This is a genomic window from Arthrobacter sp. GQ119, assembly GCF_059759125.1.
This window is the reverse complement of sequence record NZ_JCAXEA010000006.1, coordinates 20,339-35,575: the sequence shown is the minus strand read 5'-3', so window position 1 is coordinate 35,575 and position 15,237 is coordinate 20,339. Positions and strand designations below refer to the sequence as shown.

The 15,237-nt window shown below is 62.3% G+C and carries 14 protein-coding genes; 4 read left to right on the top strand and 10 right to left on the bottom strand.

Annotated features, from left to right (window positions below):
- Positions 1–19 precede the first annotated feature (19 nt).
- The 4 genes from AC6CH3_RS07215 to AC6CH3_RS07200 all read right to left on the bottom strand — a co-directional run bounded on the left by AC6CH3_RS07215 (position 20) and on the right by AC6CH3_RS07200 (position 5,435).
- Positions 20–1,051 carry an amidohydrolase family protein gene (locus tag AC6CH3_RS07215; protein ID WP_498131777.1) on the bottom strand — a complete coding sequence of 344 codons (1,032 nt, stop codon included), beginning with the start codon at positions 1,049–1,051 and terminating at the stop codon, positions 20–22.
- Positions 1,048–2,631, bottom strand: coding sequence for an FAD-binding oxidoreductase (locus tag AC6CH3_RS07210; protein ID WP_498131776.1), 1,584 nt, complete (start codon positions 2,629–2,631; stop codon positions 1,048–1,050). Before AC6CH3_RS07210 ends, AC6CH3_RS07215 begins: the two co-directional genes overlap by 4 nt.
- Positions 2,628–4,400 (bottom strand): FAD-dependent monooxygenase, encoded by a 1,773-nt coding sequence (locus tag AC6CH3_RS07205; protein ID WP_498131775.1) that lies wholly within the window; start codon positions 4,398–4,400, stop codon positions 2,628–2,630. The genes AC6CH3_RS07210 and AC6CH3_RS07205 overlap by 4 nt, the downstream gene beginning before the upstream one ends.
- 123 nt (positions 4,401–4,523) lie before the next feature.
- On the bottom strand, positions 4,524–5,435 hold the full coding sequence (locus AC6CH3_RS07200; protein ID WP_498131774.1) for an IclR family transcriptional regulator: 912 nt from the start codon (positions 5,433–5,435) through the stop codon (positions 4,524–4,526).
- A 249-nt stretch (positions 5,436–5,684) separates the two neighbouring features.
- Here AC6CH3_RS07200 and AC6CH3_RS07195 point away from each other — a divergent pair, with 249 nt between their 5' ends.
- The 3 genes from AC6CH3_RS07195 to AC6CH3_RS07185 all read left to right on the top strand — a co-directional run bounded on the left by AC6CH3_RS07195 (position 5,685) and on the right by AC6CH3_RS07185 (position 8,427).
- Positions 5,685–6,812 carry an alcohol dehydrogenase catalytic domain-containing protein gene (locus AC6CH3_RS07195; protein ID WP_498131773.1) on the top strand — a complete coding sequence of 376 codons (1,128 nt, stop codon included), beginning with the start codon at positions 5,685–5,687 and terminating at the stop codon, positions 6,810–6,812.
- Positions 6,805–7,410 (top strand): cupin domain-containing protein, encoded by a 606-nt coding sequence (locus AC6CH3_RS07190; RefSeq protein WP_498131772.1) that lies wholly within the window; start codon positions 6,805–6,807, stop codon positions 7,408–7,410. Before AC6CH3_RS07195 ends, AC6CH3_RS07190 begins: the two co-directional genes overlap by 8 nt.
- A 195-nt stretch (positions 7,411–7,605) precedes the next feature.
- Complete coding sequence (locus tag AC6CH3_RS07185) at positions 7,606–8,427, top strand: IclR family transcriptional regulator (protein WP_498131771.1); 822 nt, start codon at positions 7,606–7,608, stop codon at positions 8,425–8,427.
- Between the two features lie 38 nt (positions 8,428–8,465).
- Here AC6CH3_RS07185 and AC6CH3_RS07180 read toward each other — a convergent pair whose 3' ends face one another.
- The 5 genes from AC6CH3_RS07180 to AC6CH3_RS07160 form a co-directional block, all read right to left on the bottom strand.
- Positions 8,466–9,224 (bottom strand): iron ABC transporter ATP-binding protein, encoded by a 759-nt coding sequence (locus tag AC6CH3_RS07180; protein ID WP_498131770.1) that lies wholly within the window; start codon positions 9,222–9,224, stop codon positions 8,466–8,468.
- 13 nt (positions 9,225–9,237) lie between these two features.
- Positions 9,238–10,245, bottom strand: a complete 1,008-nt coding sequence (locus AC6CH3_RS07175) for an iron chelate uptake ABC transporter family permease subunit (RefSeq protein ID WP_498131769.1) — start codon at positions 10,243–10,245, stop codon at positions 9,238–9,240.
- Complete coding sequence (locus AC6CH3_RS07170; RefSeq protein WP_498131768.1) at positions 10,238–11,245, bottom strand: ABC transporter permease; 1,008 nt, start codon at positions 11,243–11,245, stop codon at positions 10,238–10,240. The genes AC6CH3_RS07175 and AC6CH3_RS07170 overlap by 8 nt, the downstream gene beginning before the upstream one ends.
- A 22-nt stretch (positions 11,246–11,267) precedes the next feature.
- Complete coding sequence (locus AC6CH3_RS07165; protein WP_498131767.1) at positions 11,268–12,218, bottom strand: siderophore ABC transporter substrate-binding protein; 951 nt, start codon at positions 12,216–12,218, stop codon at positions 11,268–11,270.
- Between the two features lie 199 nt (positions 12,219–12,417).
- Positions 12,418–13,056, bottom strand: a complete 639-nt coding sequence (locus AC6CH3_RS07160; RefSeq protein WP_498131766.1) for an isochorismatase family protein — start codon at positions 13,054–13,056, stop codon at positions 12,418–12,420.
- A gap of 133 nt (positions 13,057–13,189) precedes the next feature.
- On the opposite strand from AC6CH3_RS07160, the gene AC6CH3_RS07155 reads away from it, so the two are divergent.
- Positions 13,190–14,164: a GlxA family transcriptional regulator gene (locus AC6CH3_RS07155; RefSeq protein ID WP_498131765.1), complete on the top strand. Its 975-nt coding sequence runs from the start codon at positions 13,190–13,192 to the stop codon at positions 14,162–14,164.
- Here the strand turns inward: AC6CH3_RS07155 and AC6CH3_RS07150 are convergent.
- Entirely contained in the window at positions 14,153–14,638 is a 486-nt protein-coding gene (locus AC6CH3_RS07150) for a hypothetical protein (RefSeq protein ID WP_498131764.1), read from the bottom strand. The two genes, AC6CH3_RS07155 and AC6CH3_RS07150, sit on opposite strands and share 12 nt — an antisense overlap.
- Positions 14,639–15,237: the final 599 nt, after the last annotated feature.

Genomic DNA, 15,237 nt, shown 5'->3' with positions numbered 1-15,237 from the left:
TTCTCCGTGTTTCATGGGTTTACCGCCCCTGGGCGGTGAGTCGGGCGTCGAGGCGGGGGTAGACCCGGCGGGCATTGCCGCCCAGGACGGCATTCCGCTCTTTCGGGTCAATCTGCAGGGCGTCGATGTACCGCTTCGTGTCATCGAATGGGTGGCCTGTTTCCGGATCATCAGCTTTGACTGCTCCGAGCAGTTCGGAGCCGAATAAAATGTTTGAGGGGTCAATGACCGAGAACAGCGCGTTGATTCCCTCCTGGTGGTAGACGCAGGTGTCGAAGAAGACGTTGCGCATCAGGTGTTCGGCCAGCGGCGGCTTGTTCAGCATGAGAGACAAGCCCCGGTACCGGCCCCAGTGATAGGGAACGGCGCCTCCACCATGGGGAATGACCAGGCGCAGGTCCGGGTGCCGCTCGAACAGGTCGCCCGCGAGCAGCTGCATGAACACTGCGGTATCGGCACCAAGGTAGTGGGCGCCGGTGGTGTGCAGCGCGGGGGAGCACGAAGCTGAGACGTGAATCATCGCCGGCACGTCCAGCCGTTCCATGGCATCCCACAGCGGATCCCACCAGAGGTCGGTCAGAGGCGGGGCGGACCAGCTTCCACCTGACGGATCGGGGTTGAGGTTGCACCCCACGAAGCCAGCTTCAACGCAGCGTTCGAGTTCGTCGATGACAGGGCCTAGCTCTCCGTCGATGGTCTGTGGGAGTTGGCAGACGCCTGCAAAATTCTCGGGGAAGAGCTCGCAGATCCTCGCGATGGTGTCGTTGGACAACCGCGCCCAATCATTTGCGGTGTCCTGCCCGGGGACGTGATGGCCCATCCCTGATGCCCGCGGAGAAAGGATGGTGACGTCAGAACCGCGTTCGCGCTGCAGCCGCAGCTGGTTGGCAGTAATGATCTCGCGCAGTTCAACATCGGATATCCCGCTGTAGGGATCGGGAGCTTCACCCCGGCCCTCGGCGTAGGCGGTCTGCGCGGCACGGTAGTTATGGAATGCTGCCGGCTCAGTGGTGAAGTGGCCATGGCAGTCGATGGTCAGTGGTTGTGTCATTTGGGGTCCTTCGGGGAATTCGCTTCGGAGCTGCCGATGTTGCTCGGCCAGATGCCGTGCCTGCCGGGGGACAGAATCCCGTCAGGGTCCAGGGCGTCTTTGATCTGGGTGGCTACGCGCCGGTAGATGTTGTCGTTGAAGCTGTACTCGGCTGCGGCCAGGTCCATGAATTCCAGGTGGGGGCGGCTGTCACCAAACCCCAGCTTCCCCAGTTCGATGATCAGACGGCGGGCCAAGGCAAAGGCAGAGTCTGTGGAGTCTTTATCTGTCCTGTCGTAACGGACACCGGCGATCATCACCGCCGAACGTTCCCCTGTGACCATGATGCCGACGCCGAAATCGCGGCCGGCAGCCGTGAACTCCCGCCGGATCATATTGACGACGACCCGCATCGCGCTGCCCTGCAAGGGCACCACGGGGGACACATCAACGTGTGCGATGTCGGGCGGAGTGTTTTGAATTGCCTGGAGCGTTGGTTCGCCTGCCATGATCTGCTCGGCGGAGTATTCGAGCTGGTCGTACTCGTGAGGTGCGTAGGTTCGTCGAGCCTCCACCCGGCCGCTTGGAATGCTTTCCCAGGCATCACGGATCCGGCGCAGCTTCGCGTCGACGATCTCGGGTGCACCCCATACTGCCGCGCGCGCCGCCCACGCTCCGACGCCTGCCTGGGTTCCAATCTCGCGCAGCTCTGAGTCGGTGAAAGGGTGCTCCTGCCCCGGGACCGGCTCATCGCGCAGCATGTGGCACGCCCGGAGTGTGGAGTACAGCGCAGGCATGCCTTCGAGATGGCCGGCAAGGCGCAGTTCACGAACGGTGTCCACCGCCGCCTCGAAGTCCGCCTCGTCGTCGATGGCAAGGAGTAACGGAGCAAACGATTCGGGCCGGCGGGTCAGCCAGATGCCCATCCTGGTGACAATCCCGAAATTCGATTGCACGAACAACGGCTCAAGGTTGGGGCCCAGGCTCCGCTTATACGTGTGCCAGGCCGTACTGGAAGATATCGCTCCCTGGCCTGTTCGCAGAATTTCACCGTCAGGCATAACAACTTCAAGGCCCGCGGGAAGCATGTAGTCCGCACCGTACCGCTGGTAAGTGTGGCCGCCGTCCATGGTGTTGCCCACGATGGAACCCCAGCCGAGATCGGGGCAGGGGGTTGCGAGATCGTAGCCCTTCTCACGAACGGCGGCGTGGAGATCGAACCATGTCACTCCAGGCTCCACGACTGCGTAGGCGAGCTCCTCATTGATTTCAAGGATCCGGTTCATCCGCTGGAAGCCGACTTGGATGGACCCCCGAACTTTAGGGGAGGCACCTCCATGCCCGAGATTGCGCCCTTGGCTGTGGGGCCAGACCGGAATTCCGTAGCGCCGCGCAATTTCCAGGATCCCCTGAACCTGCTCCGTTGTGGTGGGCTGCACTACGGCTGAGGCGGCGTACTTCTCATCGCCGGTGAGCCAGTAATCGTCCTTGAACTCATCGATCCGGGCCCGTTCTATGTGAACGGCATCCTGTCCCAGGAGTCCGGACAGATCTTGGGTCATGGCATCGGAGATCGTGGGCAGCGCCGCGGCTTCGCTCATGGGACGCTAACCATGGGGGTTTTGGCGGCGAGGTTAACTCCAAGAATCTCCGTCAGGGCATCGGACAGTGCCTGCTTCGCCCCATCTCCGGCTGAGTGGAGGGAACGCCACGCGACGACGCCGTCAGGACGCACCAGCAGCGCACCGTCCTCATCAATCCCGCGGACCTTCTGCCAGCTGAAGTAGAGGTCTTGTGCGCTTTCGCCAATGACCCTCGCGCGTACACGGGAGTGCCCGATCTCCTCCACCGCGTTCACCCATGCTGTGCCCGAGAGCCCGGTCAGGAGCATGAAACAGCCGTCGCCCACCAGATCGAGCGTCGAGATGCGGTGGCCGGAGGCATCAACAAGCCAGGCGTGGGGGATCTTCGCGCCTGGACGGGTGGACGCCTGTGCGTAAAGTTCTTTGTCCCGGGCCCACACCTCGGGTTCGTCGGTGTCCGGAAGCACTGCCCCGGATTCGTAGCGGTGGTTCATCTCCACACCCTGTGCGTTGAACTCGTAATTCCTGAGCTCGAGCGCCCGTGCAAGTTCTGCCCGCGCCGCCTCGCCTTCGGCAGTTGGCGCAGTCAGTTTTTCGAGACCCGCCGGTCCGCCGGGACGATCCGCCGCGAAGGCCTGCTTCAGGGGCGCGAACTCCCGCCGCGACTGGTTCGCGCGCTCGACGATCTGCCGTCCGACGGGTGCCCGCTCATCGGTGTAGGAGTCCAGCAACGACGGTGCGGCGTCGCCGTTGATGACATAGGCCAGCTTCCACGCCAGGTTGAACGCGTCCTGGATGCAGGTGTTTGAACCCAGGCCGTTCGTCGGGGGATGGCGGTGGACGGCATCCCCACCGCAGAAGATGCGCTTGTTTGAGTAGTAGGGCGCGTAAGCCTCATTGACGTACCAAGGCCCCACCGAAGTGATTTCCGGCTCGAAATCCGGGTCGCCAATGTAGGCCTTGATCCGGGTCCGGGCTGTCTCAAAGCTCAGATCAGGATCCCCTTGTGAGATGTCGAACCCCCATCCGGCGATCCAGTTGTCCCAAGGCTTGACAGCGCGCAGAAGACCCAGGCCGATCTCACCGACAGCTGCATCCTGGTTCACGATCCAGTTCATGATCGACGGCCGGTGCGCGACGTACTTGGACAGGTCGCCGCGGAACTGCGCGTACACCGTCCCGGCCCGGGCCAGGACACCCTCGATGGGCAAGCCGGCGTCCTGGGCGACCTGGGAGCGTGCACCGTCGGCTCCAACGAGGTAGCGGGTGCGGTGCTGGTAGACGCGCCCGCTGGGGCGGTGTTCAAGCGTGACGGTGACGCCGTCGTCGTCCTGCACGCTGGACCGGTAAAGAGTGTTGAACTCGAACGATGCACGTCTCTTTGCCGCGCTGTTGAGAATAATCGGTTCCAAGTCCGACTGTGGAATGTCAACCATCGCGCAGGGGCTGGATAGACGGTAGTCTCCCTGCCGGTCGTCTCCCGTTCCGTAACTGCTGAGGCGCGCAATCTCCTTCCCGGCGAGGCTGGTCGTAAACTTTGTCTCGCCCATGAGGTGCCACGGGGTTGCCTGCTGCTTCACCTCTTCCTCGATGCCCAGGCTGCGGAGAACCTCCATGGCGCGGAGGTTGGTGATGTGTGCGCGGGGAGTGTGCGCGAGCCAGTTTTCCCGGCTGACTGCCAGCGTGCGTATGCCGTATGTCGCGAGTGCAAGCGCGGTGGTGGCGCCCATCGGACCTGTGCCGACGACCAGCACATCCGAGTCAAACGGCGCATTTGCGAGTGTCATGGTGCATCCTTCATTGGAGATCATTCATCGTCGTTGGGCGGTTGGGGACGCCACCTTCATGATTCGCGGCAGTGCGAACCTGAATCGGTGTCACGGGGTGGACGTCCCGGGTGCGGGCAGTATCTAGCCCAATACTTCAGCCGAACCTTCGGCTGTGCTCAGGGAGCGGTTCCGTTCAATGTGGACCCGCGAGAGGGCTGCAGCAGCATCGCGCACCGCATCAGCGTGGCGTTCGAGTTCCTGCTTGCCGCCGCGCTCGCTGGGGATGACCAGCGAGATGGAGGCGAGAACAAATCCGTCAGCGCCGAGGACTGGTGCGGCCACTGCGGAGACGCCTGCCTTCCATTCCTCGTTGTCGAACGCAACACCGGCTGCGCGGACCTCCCGCCACTTCTGCCGCATTGAATCCAGGCTGATGTCACTTGCCATGGCTTGTGACAGGGATGCGTATCTCGCCTCCCAGACTGTCTCCGGGGCGAACGCCACGAGGACCTTCGCGTCGGCCGACAGAAGTCCGCGGACCACCATGCCTGTCGAAGTGAAGGGTTTGAAGTGCCTTTCCGAGGTGACGACGTCCAGGGACAGCGTCCCCTCGTGGCCCCACACCGAAAGAAGGGCAGATTCAGTGGTGATCCGGGCCAGCTGTTCGAGGTATGGCCGGGCTTCATTCACCAGCAGGCTGGGGGATGTCTTTGCGTAAAGGCTTTGAAGCATACGCGGGCCGAGGGCGTAGTTGCCCGCCGCGTCTTGTTCCACCCACCCCAGCCGCTCCAGGGTGAGCATAAGACGCCGCACGGTCGCTTTCGGCAACTGGGATTCCTCCCGCAGCTCGCGCAGGGTCCACTCCGGCCGTTCCGTCGAAAAGAGTCCCAGCAGGTAAAGGCCACGCTCGAGAGTGCCCAGCGGCGCGGCCTCTCCTGCCTGATCGGCTGCGTAGTCAGGACCCTCGCTGTTGGTGGTCAAGGTGTTGGGAACGTCCACGGCGACCTCTTCCCCTTTCGTCAGATTCGGTGTTATGCTCCTCACAGAGTTCATTCAATGACTCTCTGAGGTTCACTCAGTGAACCATAGCAGGTAAATCGAGCGATAGCAATGGATGTCTCCACATCGGATCAAAGTAGATCCAGGCCTCCTATGTCGCGACCTTCTGCCTGAGTGACACGGCAGGACCAACCCCCAAGAGGCGGTGGGCCCGCCGACCGGGTGAACCCCTTAGTTGGGATTTGTGCCTAGGCAGAACCCATGAAAACGACCCCCACTGTGCTGTGGGAGAGGAGAACGACAATGACCGAGACCATGACTGCGGCACGGATGCATTCCGTCGGCGAACCAATGGTGATCGAAGAAGTGCCGCTGCCGATACCCACGGGCGGGGACGTCCGGGTCCGTGTTCACAGCTGCAACATCGTCCCCAACCTGGCTAACATCCTGGCGAACTGGACTACTTGGTTTCCGCAGAACCCGCTGCCGGCGCTTCCGGCCATCTTTGGGCTGGATCCCGCGGGCGTAGTTGAAGCCGTTGGCCCGGACGTGCGGGAATTTGCGCCCGGTGACCGTGTCTACGTGAATCCGGGACGTTCATGCGGGGCCTGCAAGGAATGCCGCAGCGGCCAGATCATGCACTGCCAGCACTTCGCATTCGCCGGCTACTTTGGGCTTACGCCGACCTCACAGCTGATGCTCGATCGATACCCCTATGGCGGACTGGCGGAAGCCATTCTCGCTCCTGAGGGTTCATTGGTCCGGCTTCCGGACAACCTCAGTTTCAATAAGGCGGCACGGTTCGGCTACCTCGGCACCGGGTATGCCGGACTGGCAAAGCTGCAATTGGGGCCGGGCAGCAGCCTGCTGATCAACGGCATCAGCGGAACTCTCGGACTTGGCACCGCGCTGTTCGCCCTGGCCCAGGGAGTAACCACCATCTTGGGCACAGGGAGGAACCGTGAGCTGCTGGAGCGGGTGCGGGCCATCGCTCCGGAACGAATCCAGGTCTTCTCCACGGATGATGGAGCCATCGATGAATGGGTGCGTGAGGTGACAGACGGTGGAGTGGACGGATACATCAGCGCGCTTGGTCCGAACACGCCCCACGCTCCCTTCCTTGAGGGGCTGCGTTCGCTGCGCAGGGGCGGCCGCGCAGTCAACGTCGGAGCCACGGCCGGCGACGTCCCCATCGATGTTCATCACCTGATGGACCAGCAGCAAACCCTCATCGGATCCTGCTGGTTCTCGCCCGGAGAAGGCCAGGAGATGGCGGCCCTGGCGGGTTCGGGCGCCGTCGATCTGTCGGTGTTTGAAGACGTGGTCTTCGATCTCGAGGAAGTAAATGACGCCATCAACGGTTTGGAAAACCGTAGTGGGGGCTTCAGCAACTACATCGTCTCTCCGACAGGTGGCCGGGAGCATGTTTGAACCGGTACTTGTGCCCGCGATTTCAGCGGCCGGAAAGGAAGCCCGTCAGGCCACACGGGAACAGGCTTCAGCCATCCGCCGGGTCGTGACGGGCGTCTCTGCCCAGGGTGAAGCCCGGATCGTGGCCGACGGTCCGCCGCCCCGTTCCCTTGCACACGTGGCGGTTCCGGGTATGGTGAACTCCGTCGTCTGGGCGACGTCGACGCCGCCACAGCCCGGGCACCGTGACGTCACGCCAGACCTCGTCACCGTCGTCCCGGAAGCCGGGGAATCGGTTGCCCTGCTGGTCACCTTCCCACCGGATACCGTCTTCACTGATCCCTTGTTCGACGCCGGTGAAGCGGCACGGGAACAGCTGGAGATCACGCCCGGGCTCGCGGAACTGTTCGAGCAGGACAAGCCAGGCTTCCATACGACTCCTACCGTCGACTATGGGGTCGTGGTGAGCGGAGAGATCATGCTCGACCTCGGGTCGGAGACAAGCATGCTGCGGCAAGGGGACATCATCGTGCAGAACGGAACCAGGCATGCATGGCGGAACCCAACGGATCAGCCGGCGACTGTGTTCTTCGTCCTTATAGGAGCGAAGCCGGCGTAAGAGATATCCGGGTATACCCGGATCCTCGGCGGTCCTCTCAAAAGCTTCGGCCGCGGGCCCAGCTCCCCAGGAGCGCAAAAGGCCCGCGGCCTTGGCGTCGCCACCCTTACTGGTCCTTCCGCATCCCGGATCCGCGGGGTCTAATGGATCTAACATCGCCTTGGGGGAGCTGCACTTCCTCGAGAGGATCAACTCATGGCTGGAAACAGCACTTATCCCGGTCTCTCGGTGGTCAGCAAGGCCGTCGCCATTTTGGGAGTCTTCTCCGAAGAGCGCACGGAGCTGGCGCTGACGGACTTGGCGCGGGCAACGGCCATGCCCACCAGCACGGTTCACCGCCTCGTTCAGGAACTGGTGGAATGCGGAGCCTTGGAGCGGACCGCCGCAGGACGTTACGTGATCGGGCTGAGACTGTGGGGTATTGCGGCACGTTCACCACACAACTACGCGTTGAGTGACGCAGCGACGCCATACATGCAGCAGGTGCTCGCATCGAACCATGGCCATGTCCACCTGGCAGCGTTGCACGGCCACGGCGCACTGGTCCTCGAGAAGCTGTCCTGGCCCCATGCCGAGAAGACCATCTCCCGGACAGGGAGCAAAATGCCGCTGCATGCCAGCGCCGCCGGACTGGTGCTGCTGGCGTATGCCCCCAATGCGTTTCAAGAAGCTGTGCTGGCAGCTCCCCTGAGTGCCTTTACGCCAAAGACCACAACAGATCCGCTTGTTCTCCGACGGATGTTGGCTGTGATCCGGCAAGAAGGCGTGTCCCGGAGCATGGAACAGCTTGTAGCCGGCATGGATGCCTGTGCAGCGCCGGTCTTCTGGCCTGATCACAGAGTGGCCGGCGCCATAGCCGGGATCGCAGCATCGGGAACCTACAAAATGGCGGACATGGAGCGGGCCGTCAGGAAGGCCGCCAAGGGTCTCACGGACTTTCTGGCTACCCCCGAATCTGCTGTGGGCTCACGCGCATCGTTCCATCCCGGGCTGCGGCCCATGGCCCACGCGGAATGAACTCCCTCGCAGGGGGATTGTTCCCAAAGAGCCCCATTTCAGGCGAGGTAGACGCCAATGCGATTGCCGTCGATCTCCTCGATCCTGATGTCGATGTCATAGACATCGTGGAGCATTGAGCCGTGCATAATTTCATCCGGGGTGCCCTGATGAATAAGGCGTCCGCTCTTCATGGCCAGGATGGTGTCCGAGTAGCAGGACGCGAAATTGATGTCGTGTACTACCAGGACAATGGTCTTGCCCAGCTCATCAGCCAGCCGCCGTAGCAATTTCATCATCTCTACCGAGTGCTTCATGTCCAGATTGTTCAGCGGCTCATCAAGGAGCAGGTACTCGGTGTCCTGGGCCAGGACCATCGCGATGTAGGCACGCTGCCGCTGGCCGCCGGAGAGCTCGTCGACGAACCTGTGCGCATGGGCGGTCAGGTCCAGCTGCTGGATCGCTTCTTCGACCACAGCAAGGTCCTCCACCGTGGGGCGGCCGCCCGAATGGGGGAACCGGCCAAAGGCCACCAGGTCACGGACCGTGAGGCGCATTGCCAGATGGTTTTCCTGTCGAAGGATGGCCATGGTCCTTGCGAGTTCGCGGCTCGGGGTGGCTGCCACGTCCAGGCCACCCACGGACACGGTTCCGCTTTCCAAGGGAAGCAGCCGGCTGATGAGGGACAGCAGGGTGGACTTGCCGGCACCGTTGGGCCCGATGATGGAGGTGATTCCGCCGCGGGGAATTACGCAGCTAACCGCATCCACGACGGTCTGTCCGCCGTACCTTTTGGAGACGTTCCTGACGTTGATCATGGGCGCGTCCCGGTCATTTCAATGAGCCTTTCAGCAGGAGGTAGAGGAAAAGAATGCCGCCGGTGAACTCGATGACCACGCTCAGGGCGGTTGCGAAGCCGAACACACGCTCCAGCACCACCTGGCCGCCCACAAGGGCAATTGTCCCGATGAGCACCACAATCGGTAAGAGCCTGGCGTGGCTGAAGCCGCGGCAGAGCTGATAGCCCAGGCTGACCACCAGCAAGCCGAAGAACGTCACGGGACCTACCAAGGCAGTGGAAACCGCCACCAGGAGTGAACAGGCCAACAGGATACGCATCACTGCCCGCCGGTGATCTACACCGACGTTGATGGCAATTTCACGTCCGAGCGCCAGGACGTCCAAGGTATGGCGTGACCTCCAGACACCGCCGCACACCAGGGCGATGATCAGGGCGGAGACTCCCAAAAGTGATGGCTCTACGTTGTTGAAACTGGCAAAGAACAGGTCCTGCAGGATAATGAACTCGCTCGGCTCCATGAGCCGCTGGAGCAGGGAAGAGAAGCCGCGGAAAAGGCTGCCCAGGATGATACCCACCAGGAGCAGCAGGTGAAGGGAACGCGTCGCGCCAGTGAACATCCACCGGTAAAGCAGCGCGCTGAAGGCAACCATGAGGATGACTTCCAGCCCAAACCGCAGCACAGACGGGGCAGCCACCACGGTGGCGGCCCCCAGGGTGAAGGTCAGCACGGTCTGCAGCAGGATAAACAGCGAATCGAAGCCCATGATGGAGGGCGTAAGGATCCGGTTGGCGGTGACGGTCTGGAACAGCAAGGTGGAAAAGCCAACCGCAACGGCCACCAGCAGCATGGCGGCCAGCTTGACGCTCCGCCGGGTCAGGACGTAGCCCGCATTGCCCTTAAGGTCGCTGAAGAGAAAGTAAGCGACGGCGGAAATGGCTGCAGCCAGGAGGATGCCCACCACAAGCCGCGGTGAGACGCTGCGCAGGGCAGCCCTGGGCAGGCCCGGTGCCTGGCGGATTGTTGTGCTATCAGGCACTGCGCTTCCTCAGGATCAGGAACAGGAACAGGATGGCCCCCACCACGGACATCACCACGCCCACGGGAACTTCGTAGGGATACCGGATCGTCCGGCCGATGACATCGCAGATGAGCACGAACCCTGCCCCGAACAAGGCTGTCCATGGAACGGCCCGGCGCAGATTGTCGCCAAACAGCAGGGAGACGATGTTGGGCACCACCAGACCGAGAAAAGGCACGGCGCCAACGGCAGTGACCACCACTGCGGAGATCAGCGAGACAATTACCAAGCCCAACCGCATGGTCCGCGCGTAGTGCAGGCCAAGGTTGGTGGTGAAGTCCTGTCCCATCCCGGCCACTGTGAAGCGGTCCGCGGCCAACAGTCCCACGAGCGTCAGGATGGCCACGATCCAGAGCAGTTCGTAGCGGCCGCGGAGGACGCCGGAGAAGTCGCCGATCATCCAGTTGCTCAGCGTCTGGAGCAAATCGTACCGGTAAGCGAAGAAAGTGGTGACGGCGGCGATGACACCGCCCAGCATGATGCCGACCAGCGGGATGAGGAGTGTGTTGCGGGCCGGCAGGCGGCGAAGAATGGCCAGGAAGAGGCCGGTTCCGAGCACTGCGAAGATGCTGGCCACCCCCATCGTGAGCAGCACCGGAGCCCCCGGCAGGAAGACGGTGACCACCAGGGTCCCCAGGGTGGCGGATTCGACCGTCCCCACCGTGGAAGGCTCCACAAAGCGGTTTCGTGCCATGAGTTGCATGATCAGACCGGCGACTGCAACGGACATGCCGGCCAGAACGACGGCGAGGGTGCGGGGGACCCGGGAGACCCAGAAGACATCCGCTGTTGCCGGATCGCCGGCCAGCAGGGATGGCAAGGACACGTCGCTGACGCCCACGAACATACTTCCGGTAGCCAGTGCCAGGACAACGACGGCGGCCGCAGCCAGGTCCGCACGCTCGCGGGTCCGGCTGCGGCGTGGCGGTGCTTCTGCAGACAGGGCCGTGGTGGTCATGGGATTATCAGTCAGTAACGGGTCAGTCTACCGATGCGGCTACCGCATCCACCATGGTCTTGACGTTGTTCAGACCGTAGCCCACGACGTACCAGCCGGCGGGGTCCAGGTTGATGACCTTGTTGTTCTTGGCCGCGTTGGTCGATTGGACGAGCTCGTTGTCCAGCAAGGAGTTGGCCGCTGCGGCCGTCGAACCGATGGCCGTGTCGCGGTTGATGACATAGAGGATGTCCGGGTTGGCCTCTTTGATGTACTCGAAGGAAACGGCCTGGCCGTGTGCTCCTTCGAGCTTGATATCGGCGGCGGTGGGAACTCCGAGGACATCATGGATGAGCCCGAACCGCGATCCGGCGCCGTAGGCGGTCACCTCTCCGCCGGAAGTCAGGAGGATCATTCCCTTTCCGGCGTCGGACGCTTTGGTCTTCGTCGTAGCGATCGCGGCGTCCACGGCGGCAAGCTTGGCTTCCACGTCCGCTTCCTTTTCAAAGATGGTCCCCAGGATTTTGGCCTGCGACTTGAAGCTTTCCATCGGCTGGGCGGCGTCAATGGACAAGTCGATGGTCGGGGCGATCTTGCTCAGCTCTGCGTAAGCGCCGGCCGTACGGCCCGAAATGATGATGAGGTCCGGTGCGCCGGCACTGACTGCCTCAAAGTCGGGTTCGGTGGGGGAACCGATCTTCGTGTACTTCCCGTCCGTGTATTTGCTGAGTGCCTCGGGGTAGCTGGCTTCGGGCACGCCGCTGGGCTCGACGCCCAGGGCATCAAGGGTATCCAGGACGCCGAGGTCGAACGTGAACACCCTTTCGGGGTTGACCGGTACTCCGTCGGTGGTTCCCTGAGCGTGGTCAACGGCAATAGTGATCGCCTTATCGGGGTTGGGCGTTTTTACCTCACCTCCGCCGCAAGCGGTCATGGCAAGAAGGGCTGCGCCTGCCGCCAGCACCACCAGATGGATCGACAGCCTCTTTGTCATGTCAGATTCTCCAGTTCGAATACATCACAGGATTGTTGCCTACTGGCTTTGTGACTCTATCCGTAAGGTTAGGCTGCCCTTCTAAACTCCAACGAATCATTTGGACTTTTTGTGCGGGAAATCACAAAGGCCACATCGGCCGTTGTCGGCCGTGAGGACGCGTTCTCGGCTCCGCCGATGGAGGAGCCGAGGCCGCCGGTTATGCCCGCGCCAGGCGTGCGGCCCCGGCTATTGCCGAGCTTCCAAGATCACTCTTTTCCAGAGCCTGCTGAGTTTCAACGGCATCGGTCCAAGCGTCGGTGGTGCTGACGGCGGCCCAGTTTGAGTTCAACAGTGCGAGCAGGGTGGTGTGCACTGTTTTTGCGTCGGCGAAGCCTGCGTCATTGGCGAGGTTGATGGCCCCGGTGGCGTTTGAGAGAACTTCGGTTTTGAAGCCGAGGAATTCCGCTTCCACGGCTGAGGCGAGGATGCAGTTGTTGGTCATGTAGCCGACGAGGGTGACGGTGTCGATGTCATGCTGGCGCAGCCAACCGGCGAGGTCGGTGTCTGCGTAGACGGAGCCGTACTGCTTGATGACACTCTTCCAGGCACCGGTCCTGCGGCGTTCGATGTCAGGATGAAGGTCGAATTCCGGTGTGCCTGGTGCGAAGACCGGTGCGCCTTCGCCTGCAGTGTGCTGAACGGCCACGACGGGGATGCCGGCGGCTGCCGCAGCGTCGACAGCCCGCGCGATCATCGGCAGGGACTCCTGGTGCGGCGGGTACTGGATCTCGAGGGGTCCATTGAAGTATTGCTGCTGGACGTCGATGAGGATGAGGGCGCGACGGGGCGTGTTCATGATGCTCTCCCGGATAGTGGTTTAGTGGCCGCCTGCTGGCAACCCTTCCATCTTTCGCGCTACAGCCATCGTCCACCAGTGGCACATATGCCTGTGTACGATTGATTTAGGCCAAACTATCGGGGAGGGGTGCATGCGGATCGCGGTGTACGCGTTTAACGACGTGACAATGTTCCACCTCGCAGTTCCGCAGATGGTGTTCGACGAGGTCGCGCGCCAGGGACTCGCTGAATGGAAGACCGTTCTTTTCTCCGACCAGGAGGGCCAGATTCGAACAGCAGAGGGCTACCTGCTGGGAGAGGTCCAGGGGCCGAAAGCTGCGGAAGACGCGGACGTCGTCGTCGTGCCCTCATGGTTCGACGACGGACGCGCTCCCAGCGAATCACTGCGGCAGGTCCTTCAGCAGGCACACGAGCGGGGCGTGACAATCCTGGGGCTTTGCCTTGGCGCTATCCCTGTTGCCGACGCTGGTCTGCTTACCGGACGTTCTGCCGTCACACATTGGCAGGCCTTCAATTCCTTCGGTGCCCGGCACCCTGATGTATTCCTCGATCAAACAGTGCTTTACATCGACCATGGTGACGTGTTGACGTCAGCCGGCACGGCGTCCGGACTCGATGCGTGCCTCCATCTGGTGCGGGGCCGTCTGGGTGCGGAGGCAGCGAACCAGATTGCACGCAGTCTGGTCATCGCCCCACACCGGGAGGGCGGACAGGCGCAGTACATTGAACACCCGCTTCCGCCCCGCTCCTCAGACGACCCGATGGCGCGCTTGCTCGAGTGGGCATTGGGCCGCCTGGGTGAGCCCCTGGACATCGATCGCCTCGCCGCACAGGCGCACATGAGTCGTCGAACCTTCGTCCGCGCCTTCCGGGCTTCAACAGGGACAACGCCGTCCGCCTGGATACGCACGCGACGCCTCGATGCCGCCCGGCGGCTGCTGGAAACCACCGACTTGTCCGTTGATCAGGTGGCCGCTGATTGCGGCTTCGGCAGCGCCGTGACCCTCCGACAGAACTTCGCAAGAGCCTTTTCCACCACCCCGACGGAATATAGACGCCACTTCGACGCCCAACTCAGCCGGGGTCCCTCACGCTCATTCGCTTGATTGGCCCTTACTTGTGGCGCTGTTCTTTATTGCTGCCCGGGCTGGCGGGGTGCGGCCAAGACCTGGTGGGGTAGTTGTCCAGCAGCCTGCTGGGCCGGAATTCGTCCTGGACGGGACGGCGCCGATGATACTGCGCCTATCAGCAGGCATGGCGCGGATTCCGACATGGAGTTCGGTGAGATGAGCGTTTCCCGTGTTCTTCAGGATCTCTTGGAGCCGGCGGATAAACTCGCTTGCCAAATCCGAATCGATGGCAGGGACAGTACCAGCTGTCGCGGTCGCATCAAGATCGAGTGCCTGCAGCAACAAGCGCCCACCGCCAGCGGGGCGGATGTTAAGCTTCGGGCTGGTCAGAATCCGGTCTATGGCTACAGGCAGGGGGTTCGTGACGGCAAGATACCCTACTGTCACATCGCCTGGCTCTTGGTACTCGGTAACCACCGGACCCAATCCTGCGGCTGCTGTGATGTCCATCTGACGCCAGAATAAGGGGCGTGGCACGATGCCTGCCCGGTCGGTCGCTGGCGCGAGCGGGCAGGCCGTTCGTTACCTGGTCTTCCACCAGCCCTGGCCGCCGCGGTCAAGACTGCGCCGTTATATCTGTTCCGCGGCTGCGCGAGAACACCCTTGGGCACACCGCGGGCATCAATCGATCCAGGGCCAACTTTCGCTTCTTTCGTTGCTCGAAATAATGCATTGCCCAAAGTGCAGTTAGTCGCGAGCTTCTTGTCTCGTACGTTCGTCTGACTGGATGCAAATCAAAGCCGGAATCGGGACGACCCATTGGCGATGCACTAACGAGTAAAAGAGGGGAAGGAGCACCTTATGGTCAAGGCGACCGTGATGAGCGATGCAACACCCGCAAGTCCCGGGAAGCGCACGCCCAAGGAAAATTTGGGTAGGCCATGCCGGGCTGATGTGTCCTTTCGCTTTTGAGCCAGGAACGACTTCAAGGTGAGTATCTGCGAGGCAACCCCGGGAGTGTCCCACGCCATCCGGCACAATGGCGGGATCTGCCAGATTCCCTTGGCTGCTCAAGCCTCGCCGATGATGCGACTTGATCCTGCTGCGGT

What these genes read in the sequence shown, in the direction of transcription:
- AC6CH3_RS07205 (WP_498131775.1), bottom strand. Translation starts at nt 4,400, where the DNA reads ATGACACTCGCAAATGCGCCGTTTGACTCGGATGTGCTGGTCGTCGGC.
- AC6CH3_RS07200 (WP_498131774.1), bottom strand. Translation starts at nt 5,435, where the DNA reads ATGAACTCTGTGAGGAGCATAACACCGAATCTGACGAAAGGGGAAGAG.
- AC6CH3_RS07165 (WP_498131767.1), bottom strand. Translation starts at nt 12,218, where the DNA reads ATGACAAAGAGGCTGTCGATCCATCTGGTGGTGCTGGCGGCAGGCGCA.
- AC6CH3_RS07160 (WP_498131766.1), bottom strand. Translation starts at nt 13,056, where the DNA reads ATGAACACGCCCCGTCGCGCCCTCATCCTCATCGACGTCCAGCAGCAA.
- AC6CH3_RS07190 (WP_498131772.1), top strand. Translation starts at nt 6,805, where the DNA reads ATGTTTGAACCGGTACTTGTGCCCGCGATTTCAGCGGCCGGAAAGGAA.
- AC6CH3_RS07215 (WP_498131777.1), bottom strand. Translation starts at nt 1,051, where the DNA reads ATGACACAACCACTGACCATCGACTGCCATGGCCACTTCACCACTGAG.
- AC6CH3_RS07180 (WP_498131770.1), bottom strand. Translation starts at nt 9,224, where the DNA reads ATGATCAACGTCAGGAACGTCTCCAAAAGGTACGGCGGACAGACCGTC.
- AC6CH3_RS07155 (WP_498131765.1), top strand. Translation starts at nt 13,190, where the DNA reads ATGCGGATCGCGGTGTACGCGTTTAACGACGTGACAATGTTCCACCTC.
- AC6CH3_RS07195 (WP_498131773.1), top strand. Translation starts at nt 5,685, where the DNA reads ATGACCGAGACCATGACTGCGGCACGGATGCATTCCGTCGGCGAACCA.
- AC6CH3_RS07170 (WP_498131768.1), bottom strand. Translation starts at nt 11,245, where the DNA reads ATGACCACCACGGCCCTGTCTGCAGAAGCACCGCCACGCCGCAGCCGG.
- AC6CH3_RS07150 (WP_498131764.1), bottom strand. Translation starts at nt 14,638, where the DNA reads ATGGACATCACAGCAGCCGCAGGATTGGGTCCGGTGGTTACCGAGTAC.
- AC6CH3_RS07185 (WP_498131771.1), top strand. Translation starts at nt 7,606, where the DNA reads ATGGCTGGAAACAGCACTTATCCCGGTCTCTCGGTGGTCAGCAAGGCC.
- AC6CH3_RS07210 (WP_498131776.1), bottom strand. Translation starts at nt 2,631, where the DNA reads ATGAGCGAAGCCGCGGCGCTGCCCACGATCTCCGATGCCATGACCCAA.